This window comes from Streptomyces sp. NPDC054813 (assembly GCF_053611365.1).
Window position 1 is genome coordinate 169,389 of the sequence record NZ_JBSHAF010000013.1, and the last position, 26,485, is coordinate 195,873.

A 26,485-nucleotide genomic window follows, 5' to 3' on the forward strand; every position below is an offset into this window, starting at 1 on the left:
CATCTCGGGGGTGATATCACGGAGGTGATATCCGCGGGATCACGCGAGTACGCTAAGTTGCAATCCTTCGACTGCTGACACGCACTGGCCCGCCCGTCGACCTAATCGTCCGGGGCAACCCGACCACGTCCCCATAAGGGCCTTGCAGGGTATCGATGCCTGGCTCGGCGAGCCGTAAGGCGGCGCGATCTGACCGGCGGACTTATCAGCTATCTTCGTGGATCTCGTCTGAATCCTTGGATTCCGGGCGCAATAGCCAACCGCTCGGGTCTTCCGACGGTTCTGGCCACGGAAGCGGCCAAAAGGCCCTCCTTCCCTTCTACGCGAACAGCACCCTCTCGATGTCGCTGGAGTGGTCTACCGGGCCGAGCGTCACGCCGGCCATCCCCCTTTCTTCCCTGTGAGTGACGGGCCGCACGGTCGGCCTTCCGCTGTCAGCGGTTGGAGCATGGGGCCGGTGAGTTCCGCCGGAGTGTTGAGTCCAGCAAGTAGTTCGACGATCTTGTCGATGTTGGTGAGTCTTCGTACCCCTGACTCCAGCATGGACAGAAAGGCTTGGCTCAGACCCGTGAGCTCCGCCATATCACTCTGGCGTAGTGAGCTTCCGATTCGCACAAGGTGGCACACTCGGCCAAAGTCACGGGCCCAGAGAGCTTCCCGAACGTCTACTCGCTGCCAGACCTCTGGCTCCACCTGGGGCGGTGGCGAAGGGGTAGCTGGTACATGTCGCGAACAAGCGCTGCAGAACGGCTCATTGTTGTATCGGCTCAGGGGGCGTCGACACCATCGACACTGGCGTCCATGCCGTTCAGTGGTATCCGTCTCAGACGAGGACGAGGGGCTTCCTTCCCGTATCCCCGCCTCAACCGTCTTTGCGCCTGCGAGTGTCGGGATCCTGCGGGTTTCCTCGTCTACTGCCAAGGCGAGCGGAAAGCGATGGCTGGCATCAGTCGACATCGGGGGCACCGGTCTGCGACGGAAAGTCGATCTCTGCCCACGCCGATGTACCAAGCCGGATAGGGTCGTTCATTTTCCACCGGTCGGCCATGGCGTCTACGAGCCTCAGCCGGGGATTTCCATCTGGCTCCGAGGAACTTGCCGTCAGCTGGCGTAATTCGTGGACTGTGTCAGACACCTCGATGCGCAGGCCACTTCCGACTCGCAGATACCGAGTCTCGATCTCTGCGTCCGGCCGCGCAACACCATGGCGTACTGCGTCGGTTAAGAGCTCCGAGAGAACGAGGACGGCTGGGTCTTCAATACTTGATAGACCCCAACCGTCCAGCGCCTTACGGAGTTCACGACGCGCAAGGCCGACGCAGCGCGGATGGCGACTCCAGCGGAGCACCACCGCACTTCTGTTCTTGGGACCGACGCCATCATCCGGCTGGTAGGTCACAGGCACTGCGATGCCTCCCCGTACAAGTGGCTTGGTCGCAACGACCGTAGAAGCCGATGGGGAGGCGGACCCGGAGGTTTTTTCCGGGTCCGCCAACGAACCTCTCTACAGCAAGCGCTACTTGATGGCGCCGAGCCGCATGGCCAGGTCCTGGACATCCTGACGGCGGGATCGCTTGTGGAGCCGACGAGCTAGGTCCCGAGCGAACTCATGTGCCTTGATCTGCTCGGGAGCGGTTCGGTAGGCGCGCTTGAGATGGTCTATCGCCTCATCTGTCCGCCCTACCTCAGCATAGGCGCGGGCAACATCCAGTCGCGCCCGCCCCCTTCGTTCTACCGGCAGTCCTGCCGCTCTGACTCTCGGCGCTACGTCCACGGCCAGTTGGACGTCCTCGAATTCCAGGGCGAGCGCCAGCCGGTGGATCTCTACGTTGCCGGGCCCGAAGGAGGTCCACATCGCGTTGGAGTCGCCGCCGAGCAGGTGCGCTGCTTCTTGGGCTTTACCCATCATGTGATCTGCCAGCGCCCGGTTCCGCATCCGGGCTGCTGCGACGGCTCCGTTGAGGAACAGGGTCCCGTACAGGGAGAGAGAAGCCGGCGTGGAGCGCCACCAACCGGGTTCGAGGTCGTCTGCCGCGTCGAGGGTGACGTTCACCGCCTCTGCCGACATGCCGGCGCCGAGTTGAACATGCGCGACACCTCGGCGCAGAGCGAGCATTGTGGCGGGGTCTTCGGACTCTGCGGCCGCCATGTCGCCTTGGTCTACAGCGGTCCAGGCCAGGTTGGTCTCACCCACCTTTCGTAGAAGTACCGCTGCCACGTGGCAGGTCAGTGCGAACAATCGGAGTGCTTCGACGTGTCCAGCGCCAGCCGTGCGCTCCTGTGTTGCCAGCCGGGCGTCCGCGAGTAGCCCGGGCAAGCACTCTCCAAGGCGCGCGAACTGGCAATCCTGAAAGAGCCGCCAGGCTTCGTCGACTGCGAACGAGAGACGTTCGAGGCGCACGGTTTCACGGCCGTCGTACAGCGAGCCCGCCAGCCGTCGCGACTGCATGAGTGCGGTGCGAATCGCCGGGATGCTGGCCACGTGACGACCGCGGTCGTCCAAGAGCGTCGGCGTGCCCTGAAGGTCCTCAACGTGCACTCGCAGAGCGTGTGCCAGGTCCGCGAGCATCTTCACGTTATTCACCGGTATGCGTTCGGACTCGATCCTGTACACCCAGTCCTCAGAGCGTCCCAGAAGTTCGCCGAGCTGCCTTTGGCTCAGACCTCGGCGTTTCCGGTAGAACCGGACTCGCTTGCCGAACGGAAGATGGTCGGTCATTCCCCGCATTGGCGTGCTCCCCTCAGCCTGCTCGATCGAGTTTCACACGGCGTGAGCGCGCGGGAACAGGAGAACCATCATCTGACGGCGCGTGTGATCTGGAACGTAGGCTGACCCCATCGGAGGGCAACAGCGGGGAGCAGGTCCTCGGCGAACATGGAGGGCGAGAGCAAGTGATCTCAACGCAGGCATGGGCGGATGCTCGGCGGCTGTGGGACTTCCAGCAGATGGGTCACGAGCTGCGACCTTGCTCCGTGGCGATCGGACTCGGCAGCCATGACCTCGGAGTGGCCGACACCACCGCAGACCTCTACCACCGTGGCATGGCGCCGCTCATCGTCTTCACCGGAGCGACCAGCCGTACGACGCGTGAGCGGATGCCCCGAGGTGAGGCCGAACACTATCGGGACCGTGCGGTGGCGCTCGGGGTGCCTGAGAGCGCCATCATCGTCGAGCCGAAGGCCCGGAACACGGGTCAGAACATCCGTTTCTCCCGCGCTCTGCTCGAAGCACAGCGTGTTCCCGTCTCGTCAGTCCTGCTGGTCAGCAAGCCGTACGAGGAGCGACGGGCCTACGCGACGGCGCGAAAGCTCTGGCCGGATGTCGAGTGGGTGAGCGCCTCCACGCCCATGGCGCTCTCCGAGTACGTCGATTCGATCCAGGATGCCCGTCTGGTCATCGACATGCTGGTGGGGGCCCAGCAGCGGCTCATGGTGTACCCGCAACAAGGGTTCATGATCGAGCAGGCGATTCCCGACGACGTGGCGGCGGCTTTCGAACGGTTGCGTAGCGACGGCTTCACGAGCCGACTCGTATCGGAAGAGGCGGAACGGGCCTGAGCGTCGGTCCACCCCGCCTCAGAGGAGCCCGCGCCTGGCGGCAGGCTACGGTCGATCTATGTCTGTGGGTACGAGAATCGCCGTTGTCGGTGGGGGCGTCTCTGGCCTGACCACGGGTGTTGCCCTCCTCGAAGCAGGGGTGCCCGTACGGCTGGTGGCGGCAGAGATCCCTGGTCCTACGTCCCTCGCTGCTGGGGCGATGTGGGGGCCGTACCTTGTCGAGCCGTGGGCACGAGTACGCGAGTGGAGTCTCACCTCCCTCAGCGAATTCCAGAGCCTCGCAGGCGACCCCACGACCGGCGTGCGCATGGTCAGCGGGACCGAGGCGGCTCGCAATCCCACGCCGGCGCCTGAGTGGAGCACGATGCTGCCTGACTTCCGCATGTGCGAACCGGACGAGTTGCCCGCCGGTTTCGCAAGCGGCTACCGGTTCACGGTGCCTCTCATCGATATGCCGGTCTACCTGGATTACCTGCTCCGCCGTTTCAAGAAGGCGGGAGGGACGGTGCAGCACGCGGTGATCGGTTCACTGGACGAATTCGAAGATGCCTCCGTGATCGTTAACTGTGCGGGTCTGGGAGGCGGGGAACTCGCTGGGGACCCCGATGTCCGACCGATCCGGGGTCAGCACGTGGTCGTGGAGAACCCCGGCATCACGGAGTTCTTCTCCGAGGACACGGGTCCGTCTTCCGATCTCCTCTGCATCTACCCGCACGGCGACACGGTGGTACTTGGCGGAACCGCGCTCGACGGTGAGGCGGGTCTGCAGGACGATCCCGAAGCCGCTCGAGCCATCCTGGACCGCAGCGCTTCGATCAGACCCGCACTGGCGAAAGCACGCGTCGTCGCCCACCGAGTGGGGGCCAGGCCCACTCGTCCCGAAGTGCGCGTCGAGGCGGAGAACCACGGAAAAATGATCACCGTGCTCCACAACTACGGACACGGCGGAAGCGGCGTCACGCTGTCGTGGGGCTGCGCACGCGAGATCGTCGGTATGGTGGCCACGATGAATGCGCCGTGAATTGGTGCCTGACCTTCGAGAGTCCTGTACTCTTTCAGGCGGCGCCCCATTGAGCTTGGGTATCCATGTTTCTGAGCGTCTCAATACGGTACGACAACTGCTGGGTAGCAGCAGTATCTCCTTGATCCGCGCGTCGAATGAAGGACCCGAGTGTGTGAAGGTCTCGGATTTCACAGAGAACCGATTGACCAGACCACTGCCGGAAGTCGTAACCGTACCGTTCGCTGAAATCATCCAGTTGTCCGACGCTTCGCCCGAAGCGGACTCCTTGGAACGTATTAGCCAAGTCGATCTCTCGCGGGCCGAATGCCGCCTCGTCCCAGTCTCCGAGCCTTACGTCCTCGCCGTCCCAGAGCGTGTTGCCCGGATATGCGTCGCCGTGGATGTGCCCCTGCCCCAAGGGAAATTCCAGCTGTTCGTATGCGTGGAGGAGATCCTGCCTGCGCTCCATGAGCCACACCCGTTCGTTCGACGCCAGGTAGGTACTGGCTTCCACGGCGGTCTTGAGTGAGGCAAGCGGTTGGTGCCGCGGCAGTGACACCGGCGGGGACGGTAGGGAATGCAGCGTTCTCAGTAGATCGCCCAACCGCCCGGGCGGAGGTGCGCCGTGTTCCGGTTGCGGGTAGTGCCGCCAGAACGTGACAACATATGGGTCGTATGCCACCGGCTGGGGTACATCCACAGGCTCTGTCGCCGGGAAGTCGTTCGCGACGAGCCAGCGCGTGAGGGCGACGGCGGTCGCGAGGCGCTGCTGCTGTGAGGCGGGACTGACGCGCACCACAACGCCTTCCGCGGCGAGCAGGAACACGGACGTGGCGTGGTGGTGAAGCGGGACGAGGGAGCGGTCTGTCAGACCTGACGCCTGGCAGGCCTTGCGGGCGGCGGACTCGGGAGAGACCGTCATTGTCATGAGGTGAGGGCCTTCGCTCTCGTGTCGATCACCTGATAGCCGCGAGTGGCGTCGGCGAGCTCGCGAGCAACCCGGCTCCGGGCGAACCGTGGTTCTTCGAGAAGCCTAGCTACTCCCTGCACAGCGTCGCCGAGCTGTCGGATACGACGGTCGCCCGGCAGTTCCAGGATGGGCTGTAGCTGCTCGGCGGCTCCCTCGATCTCCCCTGCGGCGATGCGCGCTGTGACGATGTCCAGGCGCGCCAGGGCTTCGTCGCCGTACGACCGCTGCTCCTTCGGGCCCATCTCGTACAGATCGATCGCGGCGGCGGCGTGCTGCTCGGCCCTCTCGTATTCGCCGAGGAGCGCGTAGGTTCCGCCGATGTAGTACTCCTGCTTGGCTTCCGGGAAAGTGAGCAGCCCCCCGAATCGAGTGAGTCCGGTGAGGGCTGTTTGCTGCTCGCGGGCGTGCTCAAGTTCCTTGAGTGCTGCCAGTGCCGTGTTCCGGTCTCCGACGCGTGCCGCAGCTCTGGCCCCGATCGCCGCGGTTCTGACCCGGGTCTCGCCGACGGGGGCCAGCCGGATCGCCTGTTGTGTGTACTCGATGGCTGCGTGCTGATGAATTGACCACTCTGCGATCAGTGCGGCTGTGCCCTTGACCCATGCCCGAAGATCGTCGTGGTCGGCATGCTCGGCGAGGGTCCCGGCCGTCTGGAGTTGGGCGACAGCGGAGTCCTGGTCACCGAGATTCTGTGACGCGTGGGCGAGGAGCAGACAGCTCGTGCCGGCGAGGAGGTACAGCTCGCGGGTTTGGCCCGGGGGTTGGTGGCCGCCCAGCAGCGAGAAGAGTTGGTCTCTCGTCGACAGCAGGTCGTGGAAGAGCGGGTACAGCGGAGCGTGGACGTAGTCCGTCGCGATCCGGGTGATCCTGGACTCCAGCCCCTCAAGCTCGACGTCGCTCACGTTGCTCTTCGTGACCACTTCCGCGAACTGCAGCGACTGGGCCGCAGCTTGTGTCGCGAGCTCATAGACGTCCATTGTCTGCTCGCCGGTCGCGAGCTGGAGATCGACTGCGGGTGGCCCTGGGTACGGCAACGGCAATGGCGTGGGGGCTGCGTGATGCTCACGGAACGGTGGGGGGAGCAAGGCGTCGGGCGTTTCGATGCCGTTGAGGAACCTTGCGACCTTGTCGAGGCTCGTCAGCCGGCGGGTGCCTGCTTCGAGCATGGACAGGAAACCCTGGCTGAGCCCCGTCATGTGGGCCATGTCGTCCTGGCGGAGCTTCGCCCGCTCTCGGATGAGGCGGCTCGCGCGCCCGAAGTCCCATGCCGCGATGGCGGAGTGGACTTCCGGATGCTGCCAGACAGTGTCTGGAACGCGGCGTTGAAGGCGGGAGTCGAGAACCCTGACGCGCGCGCACGCGGAACACCAGTCCTCGTCGTTGTACTGGCTCAAGCGGCATCCGCAGTCAGCGCATACGCGAGCGTGCCTTGGCATCGCACCCCCGTTTTTCTCGTCTGCGCCCGACAGCGTAGGCGGGGTACGCGCGTGCCGGTATCACTCATGTGATACGGGCAGTTGAGGCACCCTGGCGGGCAGCCGCCATCAGGCGCGGCCGAGGGTCGCCTTGACGATCGCGTCCAGGAGCCGTGGGACGTCTTCGAGACTGTCGAGGACCACGTCGGCTCCGGCCGTGGAGAGTTCGGCGGCGGTGGTCTTGCCGGACGCGACTCCAATCACAGGAGCGCTGCCTTCAAGCCCGGTACGGACGTCTTCGAGGGAATCTCCGATGATGACCGTGTCGGCGCGGCTGAAGGCGGTGGTTCCGTACTTGGCCTGGGCTCGTTCCTGTGCGACGGAGACGAGAGCCGGGCGGTGGTCGTCGTCCGAGGAGTATCCGCCGATCTCCGTGTCAAGGAACCCGTCGAGGTGGAACGCTTCGAGCTTCAGCAGCGCGTTGGGCTTGAGGTTTCCCGTGACGACGGTAGGAACGCAGCCCGGCTGTGCGTGCACGGCCTTGAGTGCGTCCACGGCGCCAGGCAGGAGCACGCCTTGCTCACGAAGGTCGTCGGCGTGCGCGGCGAGGCGCTGCGGCAAGAGTTCCATCATGCGCGGCACCAGGCCGGGGACATCTTCGATCACTGTGACGGCGGCCCTTGGGACGGGGAGGGGAACAAGTTCGGCAGGGACACCGAGGCCGGTCAAGAACTGGACGATCTTGTCGATATTGGTGAGACGCCGACTGCCCGCCTCCAGCATGGACAGGAACGCCTGACTCAATCCAGTGAGTTGGGCCATTTCGTCTTGGCGGAGGGAGCCGCGCAGCCGGATCAGCCGGCTGGCCTGCCCGAAGTCCCACGCCGCAAGCGCGCTGCGGACGTCTGGGTCGAACCACACAAATTCCGGCACGAGAGGTGTGGGCTCTTCCAGGGCTCGGGAGCGCGCGCACGCGAAGCACAGGGTGTCGGTGTTGTAGTTGCTCAGCGAGCCACCGCACCGGTCACAGCTTCGCAGCGACTACTGACGCACGTCATGCCTCCCCGTGAGCGAGCGCGCCAATCAATTACGCCCGGTAGAGCCGGAATCACACAAGTGATATCACCCTTGGAATGTGTGCACGGCACGTTTTGCCGTCAATGTTGGGGAGTCCCGCGGCATGGCGTGGAGACGAACCGGATGAGAGTGTGATCATTCGGTCGATCTGCTGCTCATCGAACTGCGGGAAACGCGAACCCGTCGCTGCTCTCTTCCAACGGAGTCCACGTTGCCCTCCGCCATACGAGCAGGGGCGGCCAGGAGCCCGCTCCTGTCCCCCCGGCGTCTGCTTGATGCACCTCATCCAGCGGGAGTGCACCGTCACCGGGTGGTGTGCGGTGGCCATTAGCATCTCCGCCGTTGTACTCCTGGGCATTCTCGTTTTCATCTTCGTCAAGAAGAGTGGGCTGAATGCCATGCACGCAATCGTCTGCAGCCTTTTCGGATTCTTCCTGGCGAGCACCTCAATGGCGCCGAGCGTCAATCGGTTCGTTACCGGCGTTGCGGACATGATCGGCCAGATTCACTTTTAGGACGACCCGCGCGCCTTAGCCGAACCATTTACCGCCGCATGGAACGGTTCACGCTTTCCATTCTGCGGCCCAAACCCCAAATCCCCCTGAGGCCATCGATGACACTCACCCCCCACCGGAAACACACACCGTGTCGAACTGCTCGTGTTCCTCAGGCGAGCAGCCCTATTCAGCCTTCGGAACGTCGTTCGCACCGATTCGGGGACGCGTGATGCGTCTTGTGTATCACCCAGCGGGTCATGACGACGACCTGCGCGTGGCCTTGGAAGAGCTGGAGGCGGGCCGCTGGCGAACGGTCGGGAAGCTACTGCTGGACACTGGCACGCACTGGGCGCTGCGGACGACGCGCACTCAGGTGTTGGCCGTTGCGGCAGCTCGGTCGGATGTAGTCGGTGTGTGGCTCGGCGAGGAGCCCGGCAGCTACGACGCGCAGGTCATGGGTGCTCGCGTAGCCGTCGAGCGTGCGCTGCGTGCGCATCGTCAACGGCATCCGGGAACCTTGGAGTTGGAGTTCAGGGCGCGTCGTGAGGCGTTGTTCGCGGCTCGCCACGCACCGCAGGATCCGGTGCCGTGGGTGTGCCTTTTGGCGTTGGCGCAGATCGACACCCGGCAGCTACGTCATGAGCATCGCTTGGCGCCGGCCGAGCCGATGCTGCCGAGCGGACCGTGGGGGTTGCTTTACGAGGTCAATCAGCGTGATCCGTACAACCGCGAGGCTTACCACCGCGTGCTGCAGTATCTGCTCGCCCTTGACGGACCCCAAGCCGCGTCCTTGGCCGCGGTCTTCGACTTCGGGCGATGGGTGGCATCACAACGGCCGGTGGGGTCTCCGCTGTTGCTTCTGCCCGCGTACGCGCAGATCGAACAGCGACGCCGATCGCGCGCCGATCCGTTGTGGCGGCGGCAGTGGGCGCACGAGTCGACGCTCGATTACACGCTCAGCGCCTTCCACGACTGGTTCCGCAAGACGCCCCCTGAGCAGTGTTCGGTCGCCGATCTTCACTGTCTCGCCTATGCGTTGTGGGCTGGGCATCAGTATCTGGAAGCCGCCGAGGTGCTCGCGGTAATAGGCCCGTACGCGGCTCGTGAGCCCTGGGCCTCGGTGCACGAAGGGGCCGCAGGACCGGATCCCGGCGAAGCACTGCTGCTTCGAGCACGTGCCGAGTCCTTTTCCTACGCCCGCTCCCACGGGAGGCGCGCTGGTCCGCACCCGTAAGCGACTTCCGGCTGCCCACTCCGTGCAGTTGGCATGAACCCGCCCATCTTTACTTCCCGGAATCTTGGAGGTTGTCCTGTGTCCCGTTTAAGCCACAGCCATCGCGCGGCGCCCCGGAAGGCTGATGACGCGTACCTACGGGAGCTCGGCTACGAGCCGGTGCTGACCCGGCGCATGGGGCCGTTCGGTAACTTCGCGATCAGCTTCTCGGTGATCAGCGTCCTGTCCGGCTGCATGACTTTGTACGGGTTCGGTCTGAACACCGGCGGCCCGTCCGTGATGCTGTGGGGCTGGATCGTCGTGGGCGCCATGGTGATGTTCATCGGTGCCGGGCTGGCCGAGGTGACCTCCGCCTATCCGACCTCGGGCGCCTTGTACTACCAGGCGGAGCAACTCGGCGGCCGGAAGTGGGGCTGGTACACCGGCTGGCTCAACCTACTCGGCCTTCTCGGGGCGATCGCCGGCATCGACTACGGGGCCGCGCTGTTCACAGGGGCCTTCCTGAACCTGCAGTGGGGCTTCACGCCGACGCCTGGCAAGATCATGGTGATCTTTCTGTGCATCCTCGCCCTGCACCTCACGCTGAACCTGTTCGGGGTCCGACTGGTCAGCATCCTCAACAGCATCAGCGTCTGGTGGCACCTGGCCGGCGTCACCGTGATCGTTGGCGCGTTGGTGATCGTGCCGTCCCACCACCAGTCCGCCGACTTCGTGTTCGGGGAGTTCGTCAACAACACCGGCTGGTCCAGCACCGTGTACGTGGCGGTCCTCGGTCTGCTGCTGGCCCAGTACACGTTCTGCGGCTATGACGCATCCGCGCACCTGAGTGAGGAGACGACGGACGCCCAGGTATCCGCGTCCCGGGGGATCATCCACGCGATCGGCTGGTCGTGGCTGGCCGGGTTCGTGCTGCTGGCCGGGCTCACGTTCGCGATCCAGGACTACGCGGGCACCGTGGGCACGGCGACGGGGGTGCCACCGGCGCAGATCTTCCTCGACGCCCTGGGCGTGGCGGGAGCGAAGGCGCTGCTCCTGGTCGTGATCGTCGCTCAGTTGTGCTGCGGCAACGCCGAGACAGCCGCGGCCAGCCGGATGGTCTTCGCGTTCTCGCGTGACGGGGCGCTGCCGGGCTCGCACCTGTGGCGGCAGGTGGACCGCCGCACCGGTACCCCGCGCAAGGCCGTGCTGCTGTCCGTGGTGTGCGCCGCAGTGCTGGCCCTGCCGAGCCTGTACAGCCCGGTCGCGTACGCGGCGATCACCAGCATCAACGTGGTCGGCATCACGCCCGCGTACGCGATCCCGATCTTCCTGCGGGTGAAGAACCGGCACCGGTTCAGGCCCGGCCCGTGGAACCTGGGCAGCTGGGGCGTGACCGTGGGCACGATCGCGGTCATCTGGGTGGTGTTCGTGACCGTGCTGTTCTGCCTGCCGCAGACCCGCCCCGAAGGCAGCGCTTTCATCACGGTCGAGACGTTCAACTACGCCCCCGTGGCTCTGCTCGTCGTACTCGCGCTGGCGTGGGGCTGGTGGCACAAGCAGGGCAGCTCCTACGAGGTCCCAGCTCAGACCGCCGACCGCTCGGCGAGCCGGTACGAAAACGAGGTCGTGTGATGACGGCGACCAACACGGCAAACGGCACGCTCGCACGTCTTGCCGCCGCGGCCCCGGCCGCTTCGGGCGTGCGTTCCGAGAAGCCGGTCTCGCTGACCGACCTGCGCAGCCTGGTTAAGGCGGGCACGATCGACACGGTGCTGCTTGCTCTACCCGATCTGCAGGGGCGACTGAAAGGGAAGCGGTACGACGCGGGTCACTTCCTCAAGCGCGTGGCGCACAACGGTGCAGAGGTGTGCGCCTACACCCTGGCGACCGACGTCGAGATGAGCCCGGCGGACGGCTTCGCACTGACCTCGTGGGAGACCGGCTATCAGGACCTGACGGTGCAGCCGGCCCTGGCGACCCTGCGCGTCGTGCCGTGGATGCCGCGTACCGTCATGGTGCTTGGCCACGCCGTGCACCACGACGGCACGCCCATCGAGATCGCGCCCCGCCAGATCCTGCACCAGCAACTGACCCGGCTGGCCCGGCACGGCCTGCACCCCCAGACGGGGATCGAGACCGAGTTCGTCCTCTACCAGGGCACCTACGCCGAAGCGGAACAGGCCGGATACCGCGGGCTGCGGCCGGTGACGACCGAGAACCTGGACTACGCCCTCGACCACGATCCGGTCTGCGACCGTTTCTTCCGCCGCCTGCAGCGTGCGCTCGCCGGCGCCGGCATGCCCATCGAGGCCATCAAGACCGAGGCCGGCCCCGGCCAGGTCGAGGTGACCTTCCCGTACGGCAGCGCGCTCGCCGCCTGCGACCAGCACCTGCTCTTCAAGCACGCGGTCCGCAGCCTGGGCTCGCGCACCGGACTAGCACCCACGTTCATGGCCGCCCCCGAGACCGGCCGGGCCAACGGCCTGCATCTGCATGTGTCGCTGTGGTCGAAGGCCATCAGCCAACTCCACGCACCCGACAACGACCACGAGCTGTCCCCGACCGGGCGGCACGCGATCGCGGGGCTGCTCGCCGGCCTGCCGGAACTAGGCCCCCTCTACGCGCCGAACGTCAACTCCTACAAGCGGTTCACGCCTGGCTCATTCGCCCCGACCACGGTCAGCTGGGGCCGCGACAACCGCACCTGCGCCATCCGCGTCGTCGGCCGCGGGGAGGGCCTCCATCTGGAAATCCGGGTCCCAGGAGCGGACGCCAACCCGTACCTGGCCCTGTCCGCCGTGCTGGCGGCCATCGACCACGGCATCGCGCAGAAGCTTCCCCTCGGCCCCGAGGAGACCGGCAACGCCTATGCCGGGGGCGGCACCCCCGTGCCGCCCACCCTCGCCGATGCCCTGGCCGCGTTCCAGGACAGCGCCCTGGCCCAGAGCTCGTTCGGTGCCGAGGTAGTCGAGCACTACGCCCATCTCGCCCGCCTGGAACTCGACCACCATCAGCGCCTGGTCACCGATCTTGAGCGGCAGCGGTGGCTGGCCCGCGCCTGACCATCACACCACCGAGAAGGAAAGGATCTCCCACTCCCGTGAGTGCACGACCGGCGCGCCCGTCCGCCTCGCACCTCGAACTCACCCCCGCACAGGTTCGGATCGCCGAGAAGGTCGCGGCAGGCAAGAGCACCGACGCCATCGCATCCGACCTGACGATCACCGCCGGCACGATCAACGTGCAGATGAAGCACTGCGGTCAGAAGCTCGGGGTGAGCGGTCGAGCCGCCGTCGTCCACGCCTGCTACGTCACCGAGCAGCTCACGCGCCCTGAGAAGGCCATCTTCCCGGAGACCTTCTCGGACGTGGAGACCGAGACCTGGCGGATGATCGCGATCGGTGCGACCTCGATGGACTACGCGGCCCGTGCTCGCGTCAGCCGAGACGAAGCCTTGCAACGGATGAGAGCACTCCGGGAGCGCGTCCGGGCACACAACGACCCGCACCTGGTGACGCTCGGCTGGGCCTACAACGTACTCGACGAGTCCCTCGTCGAGATGGTCTCCGGCATGGTCCTCCGCGCCGCGACCCACGTTTGACCAGCTCAGCCCGCACTGTCAGTGCCGCCTGGCACACTCCCCACCCGCGATCGAATACTCAGAGAACCCAGCCCATCACCATGTGTGACTCATGTGGCTTGGTCAATGGAAGGGCGCACCAAACGTGACCGATATGCCCAGTGCACTCCACCAGCTGATGGGTTCGGTGACCGACACCTACACCGTGGTTGCCGAACACCCCCGGCCCGGCACCAGACCGCCCCTCTGGGAAATCGACGGACTCTACGGCACGCGGTGGTTCGCCAAACAGCACGCGGGCCCGAAGCTGCACCGGCGGGAGGTCGACGCGTACAGGAAGTGGACGGTCTTCCTGGGCGCCGACCGTGCGCCAGAGCTGACCGCTTCGGATGCGGAGACGCGGACCATCCTGGTCACTGCGGTGCCTGGTCGCAGCCTGGACATGCTGCGGTTGCCGGCCGAGCAGGAGCGCAACGCGTATGAGCAGGCCGGTGAACTCCTGGCCCGGCATCACGCCGCGGCAGCGGATGAGCCGACCACGGACGTGACCGAGGAGGTATGGGATGCGACGGCTGCGAAGCTGCTGGATGGTGCTGCGTCCCACGTGCCGGAGCACGAGATCGCGATGGTGCGAGCGCTCGTGAAGGAGGCTCCGCCGCCACTGCCGCAGGTGGCGGCGCACGGCGACTACATGCCCAAGAACTGGATGTGGGACGAGACCGAGCAACAACTTCGGATCATCGACTTCGAGCGGGCGGAAATCCAGCCCGCTGCACGCCGGGACTTCAGTCGCCTGCGCTACCGGATCCTGCTGCAGCGCCCAGACCTGCTTGCCGCCTTCCATCACGGCTACGGCCGCCAACTCACCGAGGACGAACTAACGGCGTGCCGGGCGTACGCGGCGCTGGACGCGCTCGACTCGCTGTCCTGGGGGATCACACACCACGACATTGGGCTCGTCGACGAGGCCCACACCATGCTGGAAAACCTTCGCCAGGAGAGCAGCGCGCGCATGTCGGGCGGGTGGGGTTCGTGAACGCCTTTGCCGGAACTGCCTCTTACTACCGGCGCTTCCGTCCCGGCATCCCAGCCGGCCTCGCCGCCCTTCTCGCCCAGGAGGCGCCCGCGGATTCTCCACGACGCCTGCTGGACATTGGCACCGGCCCAGGGCTTGTTGCCAGTGCGCTCGCACCGTACTTCGACGTCGAGACGGCACTTACCGAGGCACTGGTCCCCTTCGCGGAGGGCGGGTTCCTCAAGGAGGACAACACATTCACCGTTCTAACCGCGCGCCGCCCCTCCCCCATGGACCGGTGACGGGGATGACCGAGGCCGATTGGAATGCGGCGGTGACAGCTGACGTGCTGGAGGAGCGGTACGGGCTCGTCGCGAACGTGGTCGAGCCGGTACACATGGGCACCGACACGATCAACCGGCGGGTCCTGACCGACGACGGAATACGGCTGTTCGTCAAGGAGTACCGGTCAGACGCCGACCTGGAGGCAGCACGCACCGCATGGGACATGTCGGAGTACTGCCGGGCCGCGCGACTTCCCATCCCGCGCGTCTGGGACGACGCAGATGGCAACCTCGTCACGATCGCGCAGGGCAGCGCCTGGGCCGTCGTCGACGAGGCGCCCGGCCACGTGACCACCTCGGCGATGACGGTGCCCCTCGCCGAACACATCGGCACGGTGATGGGACGCATGCACCGGGTACTGGCCGCCTACCCGCTGCCGAGGGGCGTGCAGCAGTCTCGCTGGCGGACGGGCACGGCCGAGGATGCGGTCGCCAAGTGCGACACCGTGATGGCCACGGCCCTGCGGCAGGGGCATGAGAGTCTCGAGCACCTACGGACCGACCTCGCTCAGCGGCGGGAGGACCTAAAGGATCACGTCCACCAGCTACGGAAGCACCTGCCCGGCACGTTCGTGGAACAGGCACTGCACGCAGACCTCAGCCGCACCAACATGATCATCCTTGCCGATGTCGTCACCGGTGTCATCGACTTCCGTGGCGCAACCGGCATGCCGGCCTGGGAGCTGGGCCGAGCCGCGTTCGATCCGCGCACTGTGGCCACCAGTCCGGAGTGGGACGCCTGCGCTCTGGCGATGGTGGGCGCGTACCACGCAGAGAACCCCAGCCTCCCTCTGGGGGAATTACGGGCCTGCGCCCGAATCGCATTGCTGTACATGCTGTTCAGCTTCTACGGCGCCACCACCGCCGAATACGGCCTTCACCCCGAAGCGGAAGCCGACCTGAAGCGGCACTGGAACGAGCGGCAGACCGCCATCCGCCGCTTGCTGAACAGCCTTTCCGACCTCGATGACGGGTTCGCCAGCCTCTCCCGTGGCGGAGGCTGCTCCTGACAAACTCGCCGTCGTGCATGGCCCACGGGACACGCTGCTCGGACCTCACCCAGGGCGGGATGACGCCAATCGCTCGATGAACGTCCCGTACCTGTCGCCCAATTGCGAAACCGGACTCGACCCGCTTCTCCGGCATCCAATCCAGCATGACCCACCACGACCCCGAACTCTTGGAGTCCGGCCCCGCACCATGGCCCGCCTCCACCAGCTCGCCCGTACCTGACCCTTACGCCATCAACCCACCCGAAGGGGACAGCCCGTTGGCTTACACCGAACAAAAGGAATGGGACGAGCACTACGCCGGAGGGAAGGGCTTCCGGCAGCTCGGGGAGAATGAGCAGAGGCTGCTGGCCGAGCATGTGCCCGCCAACGCCGAAGACTGCCGCGCTCTCGACCTCGGCTGCGGACTGGGAGACCTGGCCACGCACCTGGCGTCGATGGGCTACACGGTCGACGCAGTGGACTGGTCGGAGAGCGCCCTCACCCGCGCCCGAAGCGACCACGAGTCCGGGGTGCGGTGGCTGTGCCTGGACATCGAACAAGCTGACCTGCAGCCGCTACACGAAGACGGCTACGACCTGATCACCCTCCGGCTGATGTACGCGTTCCTGGGCGACCGCACGCGCGTCATGCACGAACTCGGCCGCCGGCTGCGCGAGGGCGGCGCGATCGTCGTCGTCACCCCGCTCGCTGCGAACACCCCTGCGGAGCGGCGGGACATCGCCCTGGACGAGGACGAGATCAACCTCCTGACCGCCGGGTGGGGACAGGTTCAGCGGTTCGATGCGGACGGGCTGGCGATGGTGATCCTGCGCCGGCCGCGCCAGGGCCAGGCCGAGGTGGCGGAGAAGAATCGGCCCACCGCGCATGCGGTGACTGGCGCCTGCGCGGTGGTCACCGACGGCAGCGGCCGGGTCCTGCTGGGCCGCTCCACCAGCAACATGTGGGAGCTGCCCGGCGGACGCACCGAGTCCTCGGAACCGTTCGAGCAGACGGCGGTGCGTGAACTGGCCGAGGAGGTCGGCCTGATCGCCGATCCGGTCGACGCCCACGTGCTGACGATGCTCTGGGACGACAACCACGGCGTCTCCCGCCTGACCGCTGTGGTCCGCCTCACCGCCTTCTCCGGCACCCTCACCTGTCGCGAGCCCGCCAGTTTCGTACGGTGGGAGTGGCATCCCCTGTACACCCTGGCTCATCTCGACCGGATCTTCGCCCCGTCCGCGCAGGCGCTGGATGCCGTCTGGCCGGGCATCATTCCGGGCCTGCCGACCGTGCCCGCCTACCCGCACGCGATCGACCACCCGCGCGTGGACGGGGAGTCGGCCGAGGCGGTGCGGCTGCGCCACAAGATGACGGATGCGGTCGTCGCCGGAGGCTGGGCCCCCTCGAAGGAAGTCCAGAAGGCGCTGCGCACCGTGCAGCGGCACCGCTTTACCCCCGAAAGCCCGCTGACCACGGCGTACGACGACGACCTCGCCGTCATCACGCGCCACGACGAGGACGGGCAGGCCACCAGTTCGGTGTCCGCCGCCTGGCTCCAGGCCGACATGATCGAGAGCCTCCACCTGGAGGAAGGCATGACCGTGTGCGAGGTGGGCTCCGGTGGCTACAACGCCGAGCTGCTCGCCCACATGGTCGGACCGGCCGGCCAGGTGGTGAGCATCGACATCGACCCGTACGTCGTCAAGCGCACTCGACGGTTCATCGCCGAAGCCGGCAGCGGCCGGGTCACCGCCCTCCTGGGTGACGGCGGCCTCGGCGCGCCCGGCCACGTGCCCGAGGGCGGCTTCGACGGCTGCATCATCACCCACAACTGCTGGGATATCGCCCCCGCCTGGCGGGAGCAGCTGGCCGAGGGCCAGCATCTGGTGCTGCCGCTGGAGATCCACGGCTATACCCGTGCCATCGCCTTCCAGAAGCACAGCGATGTGCTGCACGCTCGCAAGTTCACGTTCTGCGGGTTCGTACGCGATCTCGGCACGGGCTCCCGCATCACCCCGGTCGCCGATCTGCGCGGTGGGGAGCTGCAGCTGCGGTTCGAGGACGGAGAACCGGCCGACGTGTCCGGGATCGAGGATGCGCTGCGCGGGCCGCGGCACGAGCTGGCCACCGGGGTGACCGTCGCGGGCAACGAGTCGTTCGAGACGCTCCAGCTCTACCTCGCCACCACCCTGCCCGGCTTCTGCCGCCTCGGCCTCGACCGCGACAAGGACACCGGGGTCGCCGCGGTGCCCCGCGGCGATGGCGCGGCCAGCGTGCTCGGCGACGGCTCCCTGGCCTACCTCACCCACATCCTCGTTAACGACGCCGGCACGTCCGAGGAGCGGCGGTCGGAGTTCATCGCCCACGCCTACGGCCCGGACGGCACGCTCCTCGCCGAGGAACTCGCCGCTGCCGTCCGCTTCTGGGACCTGCATGTACGCGGCCACGGTTATCCCCAGCTGTCCGTCTACCCCGCCGGGACCAACGTCCGGGAGACGTCCGAGGGGCTCGTCCTGGACAAGCAACACAGCCGACTCGTCTTCGACTGGGACGCCGAGAAACTCTGACTGAGTGCGGTGCGCGCCTATGGACTCACATGGCGTCCCACCAGTATTCGTCAGCGCATCGCGCTGAATACAACAGCGGCAGCCAGCCCTCCGAGCAGGGCACCGACCACCGTCTGGGCGGGAGTGTGGTCACGGAGCACGACTCGGGACCAGCCCACGGCCGCGACGCCAAGTACCAGCGGTGCCACATGCGCGCCGTACGCGAGGAGCAGGATTACGACTACTCCGCCGGCAACGGCGGTGTGGACCGACACCTTCCACCAAATGGTCACGGCCATAGTGGTGATGAGGCCGACGAGCATGGCGACGACCAGGGCGAACACCTCGCGGGGTGCCCGGAGGGCGACCAGCAGCGAGATGCCGATCAGTACCGACGCCATCGTGGCGAGGAGAGGCACAGCGCGCTGCTCGCGGACTCGCACGTGCTTGTCGGTCCAGTGGCCGCGCTTCACGCCGAGCATGATGACGGCGAATGGGATGCCGCCGCAGAACAGGGCGGCCAGCACGCCCCAGCCGAGCCCCGTGACGCTACTCGTGCTGTGCCAGCCGATGATCAGCAGTATCGCGATGACGAGGTTGGCCGGCGCGAGCATGTCGGTAATGAGGCGGGCCGTGCGGGACTCGGTCACTGTGTCGTCTCCAGCGTTCGGGCATGGTCGAGCTTGGCGGCGAAGGTGCCGGTGAGGTCGGAGTCGTAGGCGCTGGCGAGTTGCTTGAGCGCGTGGATCTCGCTGGGCAGATCTCGGCCGCCGCTGGCAGGCGGGAGGGCCTCGCCGGACGAGGGCTCGTTGCGCTGCCGGGCGTTCTGGGCGCCAATGATCCAGCAGGCTTCCGCTGCGATGTCAGCTTGGGCGCCTATGAGGCCGGAGGCTGCGACGTGGGCGCGGGCCTGGTCGCGCAGGCTGCCAGGGGCGTGGTCGCTGAGGGTCAGGACGGCGTCTCGGATCTCTATCGTGCGGCGATACAGCCGGTCGTGAACGTGGCGGAGGTAGAGAAGCTCGGAAGTTCTGCGCCGTGGCGGGTCGAGGCGGACGGAGGGTACGGCCTCCGTGAGGCTGAGCCAGAGCGCGTACAGCTGCAGCAGGTCTCGGTATTCGCGGTTCCAGCGAAGCAGTCGTTCGGCGGCGGGCAGAGTGCTGCCGATCACAATGAAGAGCAGCGCGCTGAAGAGAAGAAGACCGCTGATCGCTTCGCTCGTGCTGGCCTGCAGCGGGCTCTGCCCAAGAGCAGGCAGGCCGACGGCGGCCACGCGGTTCACGGCGTAGACGATGCCGATGGTCGTGCCGATACCCGTGAGACGCAGGCCACGGCCGAGGAGGCCGGTGCCGGGTTGCCGGCCCCAGCGCCAGCACAGCCGGGAGGCGCTGAACAGTGCCGCCCCGAGGTACGCCGTCCACACCCCTCCGTAAGTGGCAATGCGCCAGTCGGTGGCGTATTCGGTCAGCAGGTCGATCGCTTCGTGCGGCTGAGGGGTGGCGAAGAACAGCACCGTGATCATGGCTGCTGCGGTGGCGGGGGCGAGGAGGTGGAGGCGGGAGGACTTAAGTCCGGCTGCCTTCTCCTCGGCCATATTGTGGACGAAGGTCAGCACCGAGTGCGCCGCGACGATGCAGCCGAGGTGCTTACCGAGAGAGCTCAAGTTGTTGACCCCGAGGGCGGCGTCCACAGGGGCGGCGATGGAGGGCAGCCTGAGCGTCATGGCCACAGCCAAGGCGAGGAAGGCGCACCACAGGACTCGCTTGCTCGGCTTGCGCCATGCGGCCGGAGTGCGCCACGCGGTGACCAGCCACAACAGGACCGCAGACATTGTGTCGATCATCCAGGGCACTCTTAGGAGTCGCTGAGTGCGTCGCCCAGGCGCCGCAGCACACTGCTGCGCGGCGTCTTACTGGTGCGGGAGGCGGCGGCTTTGCCGGCGATCAGCCCTGCGAGGCGCTCGGCGTCCCGTTCGTCCTCGGTGCCGTAGCTGGCCCTGGTGAGGAGACTGACCACAGTGGCAGGGTCGATGTCCGGGAACAAGCCGCCGCCACCTGTCTGAACGCCGTCGAGGATCGAGCGGTGGCCCAGGAGCATGTGACCGATCTCGTGCAAGATGATGTGGTCTTGGTGCAGCGGGCTGGTCGCCGCCTCGTGGAAGATGTGGTCGGCCTTCTCGGTGGCGATCCATACCCCGCACGGGGCGTCGGTCCCGGAGATGCCGGGGACACTGTGCAGATGGAGGGCACGGTCGCGCTGTGCCGCGATTCGGTCACACAGGATCTGGACATCGAATGGGTCCGGGATGTCGATCGAGGCCAGCACGTCCCCGATGTCCGGGCGGTCGTGTCCGTCGTCCGGCTGCTGTCTTCGACTACGCAAAGCAACTCAGCTCCGCAGGTGGCGCTGTACGTGGCCGCGACAGAGGCGGCACCGGAATCCAGCATTCCGGCACAGGAACGATACGACAACCTTCAAGGGAATATGCCAGGAGCATGCTCAATTCACGCTCAACTCGACGGCGATCAAGAAATGCGCCTGACTCGGCATCACTTGATCAAGGCTGAATTGGGCGGCAATCCGCGTGGACACCGGCACGCACTACAAGACCGGGCCCCACAGGGTGACCTGCGCCACATCCGCCACCGGATCGAACCCTTGCGTCCGGCGGCCACCTTCCATTCACCGGCTGGGCGCTTCGTCGTCGGGAAGTCCCTCAAGTGTGCGGGCCCTCTCAAGGAATCCCTTGATCGTCGTGAGGGTCTCCGGCGACAGGCCGGAGGCCCTTAGGGCAATCTCTCGCACGTTGCTGTCCCGCATGGAGGCGAGCAGGGACAACTGCTCGGCGATCCGCTCGGAGGACTCGTCGTTGAAGAAGTAGGCGGGGGCCACACCAAAGAACCCGGCGAGGGCCTCCAGGTGCTTCATCGTCGGGTTGTCTTTCTTGCCCTTCCGCAGGGTCCAGATGTAACTCGCCGAGATGGTTGGCCCACCCGACTCCTGGATGGCCTGCGCCACCTCTTCATAGGTGTACTCGCCGCGGTTCTTCGGGTGGACCGTCTTGAAGAGGTAGTCGAGCTTCTCCGCGAGGGTGCGCTGCTCCGCCGACACTCCGCCGCTCATACAGGCCCACCCTTCGATGACTCACAGGGGCTCTTCGACTGGCGTGAACGATACACCGCACGACACGACTGTTCCATTCTTGCCAGTTGACGCATCCCATCTTCCCTGGTCTATTGTCATCGCGTCGACATCGACTGATGCGAATGCGCAGCAGCGCTTTCGCGGCTCAGACGTACGGGGAGGGGGCGCCTTGCAGACACCGCCGCTGAGGACCCGTGACGCCGCAACCAGGCGAGGGCCAGGCCGCGCCGCCCGACGGTCGGCTACATGCTCTGGGCTCGCCCGCAGCCTCGCTGACACGGACCGGCGCGCAGATCGTCGAGACAGCCACCAGGCGTCCTGGCGCGAAGACGACCGACAAGAACGCGCTCTGCTTCTTGCTGCGGGCAGCGATCCGACGCGCTTCGCGCCGGCCGCGCGACTTCTACAGGGTTTAAGAACCAAGTCTGGATCTTGACGCAGGGTCGTGCGTATGTTCGTCGTCCCCCAGGCAGCCCGCCTGGGCACGACGACCACGAGGAGCAGCGGCATGCGCATGCTTCGGACCGCGTAGGCCCGCAAACAGCGACGACGCCCGAGAGGTGCAACTCCCGGACGCCGAACGCTTCACGGCACCAAACCGCCCCGGCAAGGGCGGATATCGCCACCATCACCACGCTGATCCCTTCCACGGGGCGTCTCAGCGTGGCAACACCAAAGGAGATTCTCGCATGCGCTCTGCCCTGCGCAAAAGGCCCGACGGCCTGACCTGCGCGGCAGCCGCCCTCGTTCCCGCGTCTCCCCGCCTCGAGCATGAGCACGCCCTGGCCACCATGCCAGCGCGTGCCTCCCGCCTGTCGGCCGGGAGCGGCCGATGAGCAGCGACGCCCGCGAGTGGGTGTGGGAGCACAGCTCCAGCCGGGGAACTGCTCGCCTGGTCCTGCTGTCAATCGCCGACCGGGTGCCCGACGAGCAGTGCGCCGCCTGGGCCTCCCTCTCCAGCCTGATCGAGCGCACGAACGCGAGCCGGACCGCGGTACGCGACGCCCTCGACAAGCTCACCACCAGCGGTGAGCTGGAGCAGCGCGACGACCTCCAGGGCCCGCAGCGCACCACGGTCTACCGCCTGCCCATCGCCGCAGCGTTCCTGGCCAAGGCCAAGGCCGCCGAGGAAGAGGACCCGGCCGCGGAGATCTCGCCGGCAACGGAGGCGGACCCGGTTCCCGAGCTGAGGGTCGCGGAGCTTCGCCGGTACGGAATCTGGCCCCAGGGGGGTACAGAATCCGGCCCCTCGCGCCGGAATCCGACCGGTACGGCTTCCGGCCCCTCACGTCGGAATCCACCCCCCCGACGTGCCGGATTCCGACCCATGGGGGGACCGGATTCCGACCCCCAGAACCGTAGTGAACCGAAGGTGAACCGTAATGGCAGCAGTGGTGCTGCCGTCACCTCGGCCAGCGAATGGCAGGTCGACCCAGCCACCCACGCCTGGGCCCGCCATCAAGGTCACCTCGCCCGCCTCGGCGAGGACGGCCTGCGCTCCGCCGACGCGAAGTGGCGCGCCCACCGTGTGGCCTGGAAACCCCGGTCGGCAGGCGCCTGGGCTGCCGACTGGCGGTCCTGGATCGCCCGCGAGCGCACCCCGGGCAGCCCGAACCTCTACGCCCTGCCCGGCAGCGGCCCCGCCCCCGCAGGCGGCATGACCCGCGCCGAGGCCCACACCGCCGCCCTCCTCGCCGCCCTCGACGAGCCGACCGGAAACGGAGCAGCAGCCCAGTGACCCCACACGAAGTCGGCGCCCTGCTGGCCTACCTCGGCCGACTCGACCCCCGCCTCATCCGCACCGACAAGGGCGAGGCCCGCGACCAGATCGCCCAGTGGCACGAGCTGCTCGGCGACGTTCCCCTGGCCACCGCGCACGGCTGGGACTCCCGCGTCGTCGCCCGCGGGCACATCCTCGACTCGCCGTACCCAATCCTGCCGGTGGACGTCGCCCGCAAGTGGCGCGCCTACCGACGCGACCGCCTGTCGCGGCACACCGACCCCACACCGGCCGCCGATCCGGACGACCCGGCCTCCTGGCAGGCCGAGCTGGTCCGCACGCGCCGCGCAGTCGCCACTGGCGCCGTCCCGCCCGCGACGCACCGGCAGATCACCGGCGGCCAGGTCCCTCCCGACCTCGAACCGCATCTCAAGGCGATCGGCCGGTACATACCGGATGCCGTTCGCGCCGAACTTGCCCCCTACCGGCCCGCCCGCGCGGCCCGCGAGGCAGCCATCGCCCAGGGCCAGCCGGACTTCCTCGGTGTCGAGTGCGAGTGGTGCCATGCGCAGGTCGGCGAGCCGTGCCGGCGCAGGCGCATCGGCCTCGACGGCGACGCTCGCGGCAACTCGCCCCGCGCCACCCCGCACCCCGGCCGCGTCGACCTCGCCGCAGCGCAGCACGCCCAGCAGCCCGCGATGGCCTGACCGCCACTCCCCTCGGTGCACCCCGTCCGGTGCGCCACCGCACACCACCGTCCCGTCCGGCTGCGACGCCCGCCCCGCGCCGCAGCCGATACCCGACGCCGCGTCCGCCCGCGGCCGGACCCGACCGGCCGACGCGGCAGCACATCGGAGACAGAAATTGCGCACCATCACCACCCACGACGCGCCGGCCACCGGCCTTCGCGCCATCGGCGACACCAGCTGGCACATGCACGGCGTGTGTCACGGCATGGACCCCGACGACGCCGACGCAACCTTCTTCCCGCTGCCCCGGGACCATGAAGCCATCGCCGAGGCCAAGGCCCTGTGCGCCCAGTGCCCGGTCAAGCGGGACTGCCTCAACTACGCCCTCGAAAATGTCCTGAAGGAGGGCATCTGGGGCGGTCTCACCGAGGCAGAACGCCGACCCTGGCACGACGGGCTGCCCCAACGGCTCGACTACAGCCGGGTGCTCGCGGTCTTCAACGGCCGCGACGTGCACCTCACCGCCAAAGAGCGGCAGGTCGTCATCGACCACGCCTACGCCCGGGGCTGGCGTGCCGACCGGCTCGCCGTCGCCCTGCAGGTCACCCAGGAGCACGCCCGCGACCTGCTGACCCAGGCCGCCAACAAGGTCTTCGACCGGGACCTCACCCAAGGCGTGCCCCAGCGGCGGAAGAAGAAACGGAAGCGGTCGAAGCCGACCACGAGCAAGCCCGCGACCGGCCAGCCCGTCCAGGAGCAGCCAGTGTCCCGCCCGGTGCAGTCGACCTCCGCACCCGCCCCTCTCGGAAAGGCCGCATGACCCACCTCTCCCTGGCCTTCGGCGCCGCCCCGGACCGGTCCGTCCTCCTCGCAGTCGGCATCCCCGTCACGGTCCTGGCCCTGATCCTGACCGGCTGGGCGATCCACCGCCGGGGAGCCAGCCCTCAGAAGAAACGTTCTGGCAGCCCTGCGATCAAGGTCGCCGCCCTCGCCGCGCTCGGCTGCACCGCCTACTGCGCGGACACCAGCTGGCGGTTCGCCGCCGACTACCTCGACATGGCCGGCACCGCCGAGCGGGCCGGCATGTTCGCCGCAGCCGAACTGGCGCTGTTCGCGACCGCGCTGATGGCGCGGCAGAACCTGTCCGCCCAAGGGGCGCCGGGGCTGCCGGGCACGCTGGTCTGGGTCATCACCGGAGTGCAGGTGATCCCGGCCTACGCCGAGAGTGGCCCCATCGGCGGCACCGTCCGGGCCTTCGTCGGCCCGATCATGGCGGCGATGCTGTGGCACCTCGCCATGGGCATCGAACTGCGCCTGCGCACCCCTGATGCCGCCTCCCACGGGCTGATCGCCACCCTGGGGCGAGAGGCACGAGAGCGACTGCTGTCCCGCCTCGGCATCGCCGCCCGGGATCGCGACGCCGCACAGATCACCCGCGACCGGGCCACCACCCGAGCCGTCACCATCGCCACCCGCCTCGCCGAACGCACTCCCGAGCAGCGGGCGAGCCGACGAGGCCGACGGCTCGCCCGGCGGCTGTCGAAGGCAATCGGCCGAGCCTCGGTCGGCACCGACCCCACCCAGCGTGCCGAGCTGCTCAACCAGCTCGCCGCCCGCCGGCACGCACTCGCCCTCGCCACCGTGCCCCTGCCCTCCCCCTGGTGCCCGCACTCCAACGGAGCGGGCCTGGTCCCCGAACCCATCGGCGGGACCGCCCCACTGGGATCCGTGGTCCCCAGCGACGGTCCCCGCCCCCACGCCGTCCCTAGCGGGGACCGGTCCCCGCAGGAAGAGAGGGGACCGGTCCCCGGGACCGACACGGCACCCGGCAGCAGCACGGTCCCCAAAACCGGGGTCCGTGCAGCGGGGACCGTGAGCACAAAAGGCGGGACCGAAGCGTCTGATCCGGGGACCGACAGGTCCCTCGACAGCGGCGAGGGGACCGGCGAACAGATACACGAAATGCCTGCTCAGCCCCCCGGACACGACCAGGGACCGGCCGACGCTGAGTCGGGGACCGACCCCACCGGGGACCGGGGACCGACCGACACCGACACGGGGACCGACCCCACCGAGGACCGGGGACACAAGGCCCCGCTCCGGCGGAAGCCGACGGCGAAGACCAAGGGCAAACGCGGCAGTCGGTCCCACAGCCAGAAGGCGCAGCGCCCGTCGCGGGAGCTGCAGGCGTCCGTGGACCAGCTCGTGAAGCAGGTCCGGCCCCACGTCCCCGCCCTCCTGGAACGAGACGGCAACGAGACCGTCACCAGAGTCCAGCTCCGGGAGATCCTGCGGCGCGAGGGCCTGACGGGCGGCCGGAACGACCGACTCAGCCTCGTCCTGCAGCGACTGCGGAGTGAGGCGACCACCACGACGACAAGGAGCACCGCCCGATGAAGACCTGCCGCCGCTTCTCCACGATCCGCGAGCAGTTCGAGCGGGAGATCGGCTTCCTGAGCGCCCACTCCGAGCGGCATGCCGGCAGGCCAGCGGCGAAGAGCAGCGCGAAGCACGCGCTGTCGGCGAAGCAGCAGATGGCCAAGGCCCTCAGCCGACACGTCGGGCGCTGCCCGGAGTGCGGCTGACGCCCGAAAAGCCGCAGCTCACGGCCCCTTCGTCCGACCGGTGGCCCGGCCTGGTGCCGGGCCACCGCCCACATTGCCGGTGGCACCCCCAAAGCACCCCCCCTCACGCGCTCGTACGCGCCCGCCAACCCCCAGGCCGG

25 protein-coding genes are annotated in these 26,485 nt (G+C 67.5%); 16 read left to right on the top strand and 9 right to left on the bottom strand.

The features are described 5' to 3' along the window. Window positions 1-372: 372 nt before the first annotated feature. Both ACWGJB_RS26500 and ACWGJB_RS26505 read right to left on the bottom strand, forming a co-directional pair. On the bottom strand, window positions 373-957 hold the full coding sequence (locus ACWGJB_RS26500; RefSeq protein WP_453382578.1) for a helix-turn-helix domain-containing protein: 585 nt from the start codon (window positions 955-957) through the stop codon (window positions 373-375). A gap of 559 nt (window positions 958-1,516) precedes the next feature. Then, window positions 1,517-2,719, bottom strand: coding sequence for a helix-turn-helix domain-containing protein (locus ACWGJB_RS26505; RefSeq protein ID WP_453382579.1), 1,203 nt, complete (start codon window positions 2,717-2,719; stop codon window positions 1,517-1,519). Between the two features lie 173 nt (window positions 2,720-2,892). Here ACWGJB_RS26505 and ACWGJB_RS26510 point away from each other — a divergent pair, with 173 nt between their 5' ends. Together ACWGJB_RS26510 and ACWGJB_RS26515 are read left to right on the top strand one after the other, a co-directional pair. Then, entirely contained in the window at window positions 2,893-3,558 is a 666-nt protein-coding gene (locus tag ACWGJB_RS26510) for a YdcF family protein (protein WP_193380647.1), read from the top strand. 58 nt (window positions 3,559-3,616) lie between these two features. Beyond that, window positions 3,617-4,579, top strand: coding sequence for an FAD-dependent oxidoreductase (locus tag ACWGJB_RS26515; RefSeq protein ID WP_453382580.1), 963 nt, complete (start codon window positions 3,617-3,619; stop codon window positions 4,577-4,579). Between the two features lie 34 nt (window positions 4,580-4,613). On the opposite strand, the gene ACWGJB_RS26520 is transcribed toward ACWGJB_RS26515, so the two are convergent. The 3 genes from ACWGJB_RS26520 to ACWGJB_RS26530 form a co-directional block, all read right to left on the bottom strand. Then, a complete protein-coding gene (locus ACWGJB_RS26520; RefSeq protein ID WP_453382581.1) occupies window positions 4,614-5,387 on the bottom strand; it encodes a phosphotransferase family protein in 774 nt (257 codons plus the stop codon). Window positions 5,388-5,485: 98 nt separating this feature from the next. Next, entirely contained in the window at window positions 5,486-6,922 is a 1,437-nt protein-coding gene (locus ACWGJB_RS26525; protein ID WP_453382582.1) for a helix-turn-helix domain-containing protein, read from the bottom strand. A 150-nt stretch (window positions 6,923-7,072) separates the two neighbouring features. Next, window positions 7,073-7,876, bottom strand: coding sequence for an HAD hydrolase-like protein (locus ACWGJB_RS26530; protein WP_453382583.1), 804 nt, complete (start codon window positions 7,874-7,876; stop codon window positions 7,073-7,075). 464 nt (window positions 7,877-8,340) lie between these two features. Here ACWGJB_RS26530 and ACWGJB_RS26535 point away from each other — a divergent pair, with 464 nt between their 5' ends. The 9 genes from ACWGJB_RS26535 (at window position 8,341) to fxlM (ending at window position 18,231) form a co-directional block, all read left to right on the top strand. Then, window positions 8,341-8,535, top strand: a complete 195-nt coding sequence (locus ACWGJB_RS26535; RefSeq protein WP_453382686.1) for a hypothetical protein — start codon at window positions 8,341-8,343, stop codon at window positions 8,533-8,535. A gap of 211 nt (window positions 8,536-8,746) precedes the next feature. Next, window positions 8,747-9,751 (top strand): hypothetical protein, encoded by a 1,005-nt coding sequence (locus ACWGJB_RS26540; RefSeq protein ID WP_453382584.1) that lies wholly within the window; start codon window positions 8,747-8,749, stop codon window positions 9,749-9,751. 78 nt (window positions 9,752-9,829) lie between these two features. After that, window positions 9,830-11,362 carry an amino acid permease gene (locus ACWGJB_RS26545; protein WP_453382585.1) on the top strand — a complete coding sequence of 511 codons (1,533 nt, stop codon included), beginning with the start codon at window positions 9,830-9,832 and terminating at the stop codon, window positions 11,360-11,362. After that, window positions 11,362-12,792, top strand: a complete 1,431-nt coding sequence (locus tag ACWGJB_RS26550) for a glutamine synthetase family protein (RefSeq protein WP_453382586.1) — start codon at window positions 11,362-11,364, stop codon at window positions 12,790-12,792. The genes ACWGJB_RS26545 and ACWGJB_RS26550 overlap by 1 nt, the downstream gene beginning before the upstream one ends. Before the next feature lie 38 nt (window positions 12,793-12,830). Then, window positions 12,831-13,331: a LuxR C-terminal-related transcriptional regulator gene (locus ACWGJB_RS26555; RefSeq protein ID WP_453382587.1), complete on the top strand. Its 501-nt coding sequence runs from the start codon at window positions 12,831-12,833 to the stop codon at window positions 13,329-13,331. A gap of 157 nt (window positions 13,332-13,488) precedes the next feature. Next, entirely contained in the window at window positions 13,489-14,346 is an 858-nt protein-coding gene (locus ACWGJB_RS26560; RefSeq protein WP_453382687.1) for an aminoglycoside phosphotransferase family protein, read from the top strand. Next, window positions 14,343-14,627: a hypothetical protein gene (locus tag ACWGJB_RS26565; RefSeq protein WP_453382588.1), complete on the top strand. Its 285-nt coding sequence runs from the start codon at window positions 14,343-14,345 to the stop codon at window positions 14,625-14,627. The genes ACWGJB_RS26560 and ACWGJB_RS26565 overlap by 4 nt, the downstream gene beginning before the upstream one ends. A 5-nt stretch (window positions 14,628-14,632) precedes the next feature. After that, a complete protein-coding gene (locus ACWGJB_RS26570; protein ID WP_453382589.1) occupies window positions 14,633-15,679 on the top strand; it encodes a phosphotransferase enzyme family protein in 1,047 nt (348 codons plus the stop codon). Window positions 15,680-15,939: 260 nt separating this feature from the next. Next, a complete protein-coding gene (gene fxlM, locus ACWGJB_RS26575; RefSeq protein WP_453382590.1) occupies window positions 15,940-18,231 on the top strand; it encodes a methyltransferase, FxLD system in 2,292 nt (763 codons plus the stop codon). 50 nt (window positions 18,232-18,281) lie between these two features. Here the strand turns inward: fxlM and ACWGJB_RS26580 are convergent, their stop codons facing one another. From ACWGJB_RS26580 to ACWGJB_RS26595, 4 genes are all read right to left on the bottom strand, one after another. Further along, a complete protein-coding gene (locus ACWGJB_RS26580) occupies window positions 18,282-18,860 on the bottom strand; it encodes a phosphatase PAP2 family protein (protein ID WP_453382591.1) in 579 nt (192 codons plus the stop codon). After that, window positions 18,857-20,050 (bottom strand): MAB_1171c family putative transporter, encoded by a 1,194-nt coding sequence (locus ACWGJB_RS26585; RefSeq protein ID WP_453382592.1) that lies wholly within the window; start codon window positions 20,048-20,050, stop codon window positions 18,857-18,859. The genes ACWGJB_RS26580 and ACWGJB_RS26585 overlap by 4 nt, the downstream gene beginning before the upstream one ends. A gap of 11 nt (window positions 20,051-20,061) precedes the next feature. Next, the gene (locus tag ACWGJB_RS26590; protein WP_453382593.1) at window positions 20,062-20,589 is read right to left on the bottom strand and encodes a hypothetical protein; all 528 of its coding nucleotides are present in this window, start codon (window positions 20,587-20,589) and stop codon (window positions 20,062-20,064) included. Window positions 20,590-20,889: 300 nt separating this feature from the next. After that, window positions 20,890-21,330, bottom strand: a complete 441-nt coding sequence (locus ACWGJB_RS26595; RefSeq protein WP_453382594.1) for a helix-turn-helix domain-containing protein — start codon at window positions 21,328-21,330, stop codon at window positions 20,890-20,892. 853 nt (window positions 21,331-22,183) lie between these two features. On the opposite strand from ACWGJB_RS26595, the gene ACWGJB_RS26600 reads away from it, so the two are divergent. The 5 genes from ACWGJB_RS26600 (at window position 22,184) to ACWGJB_RS26620 (ending at window position 26,345) form a co-directional block, all read left to right on the top strand. Next, a complete protein-coding gene (locus ACWGJB_RS26600; protein ID WP_453382595.1) occupies window positions 22,184-23,089 on the top strand; it encodes a helix-turn-helix domain-containing protein in 906 nt (301 codons plus the stop codon). Beyond that, window positions 23,086-23,778 (top strand): zinc finger domain-containing protein, encoded by a 693-nt coding sequence (locus tag ACWGJB_RS26605; RefSeq protein ID WP_453382596.1) that lies wholly within the window; start codon window positions 23,086-23,088, stop codon window positions 23,776-23,778. Before ACWGJB_RS26600 ends, ACWGJB_RS26605 begins: the two co-directional genes overlap by 4 nt. A gap of 157 nt (window positions 23,779-23,935) precedes the next feature. After that, window positions 23,936-24,580 (top strand): WhiB family transcriptional regulator, encoded by a 645-nt coding sequence (locus ACWGJB_RS26610; protein ID WP_453382597.1) that lies wholly within the window; start codon window positions 23,936-23,938, stop codon window positions 24,578-24,580. Further along, window positions 24,577-26,157: a hypothetical protein gene (locus tag ACWGJB_RS26615; RefSeq protein WP_453382598.1), complete on the top strand. Its 1,581-nt coding sequence runs from the start codon at window positions 24,577-24,579 to the stop codon at window positions 26,155-26,157. The genes ACWGJB_RS26610 and ACWGJB_RS26615 overlap by 4 nt, the downstream gene beginning before the upstream one ends. After that, window positions 26,154-26,345, top strand: a complete 192-nt coding sequence (locus tag ACWGJB_RS26620; protein ID WP_351067974.1) for a hypothetical protein — start codon at window positions 26,154-26,156, stop codon at window positions 26,343-26,345. The genes ACWGJB_RS26615 and ACWGJB_RS26620 overlap by 4 nt, the downstream gene beginning before the upstream one ends. The last annotated feature ends 140 nt before the right edge of the window (window positions 26,346-26,485 follow it).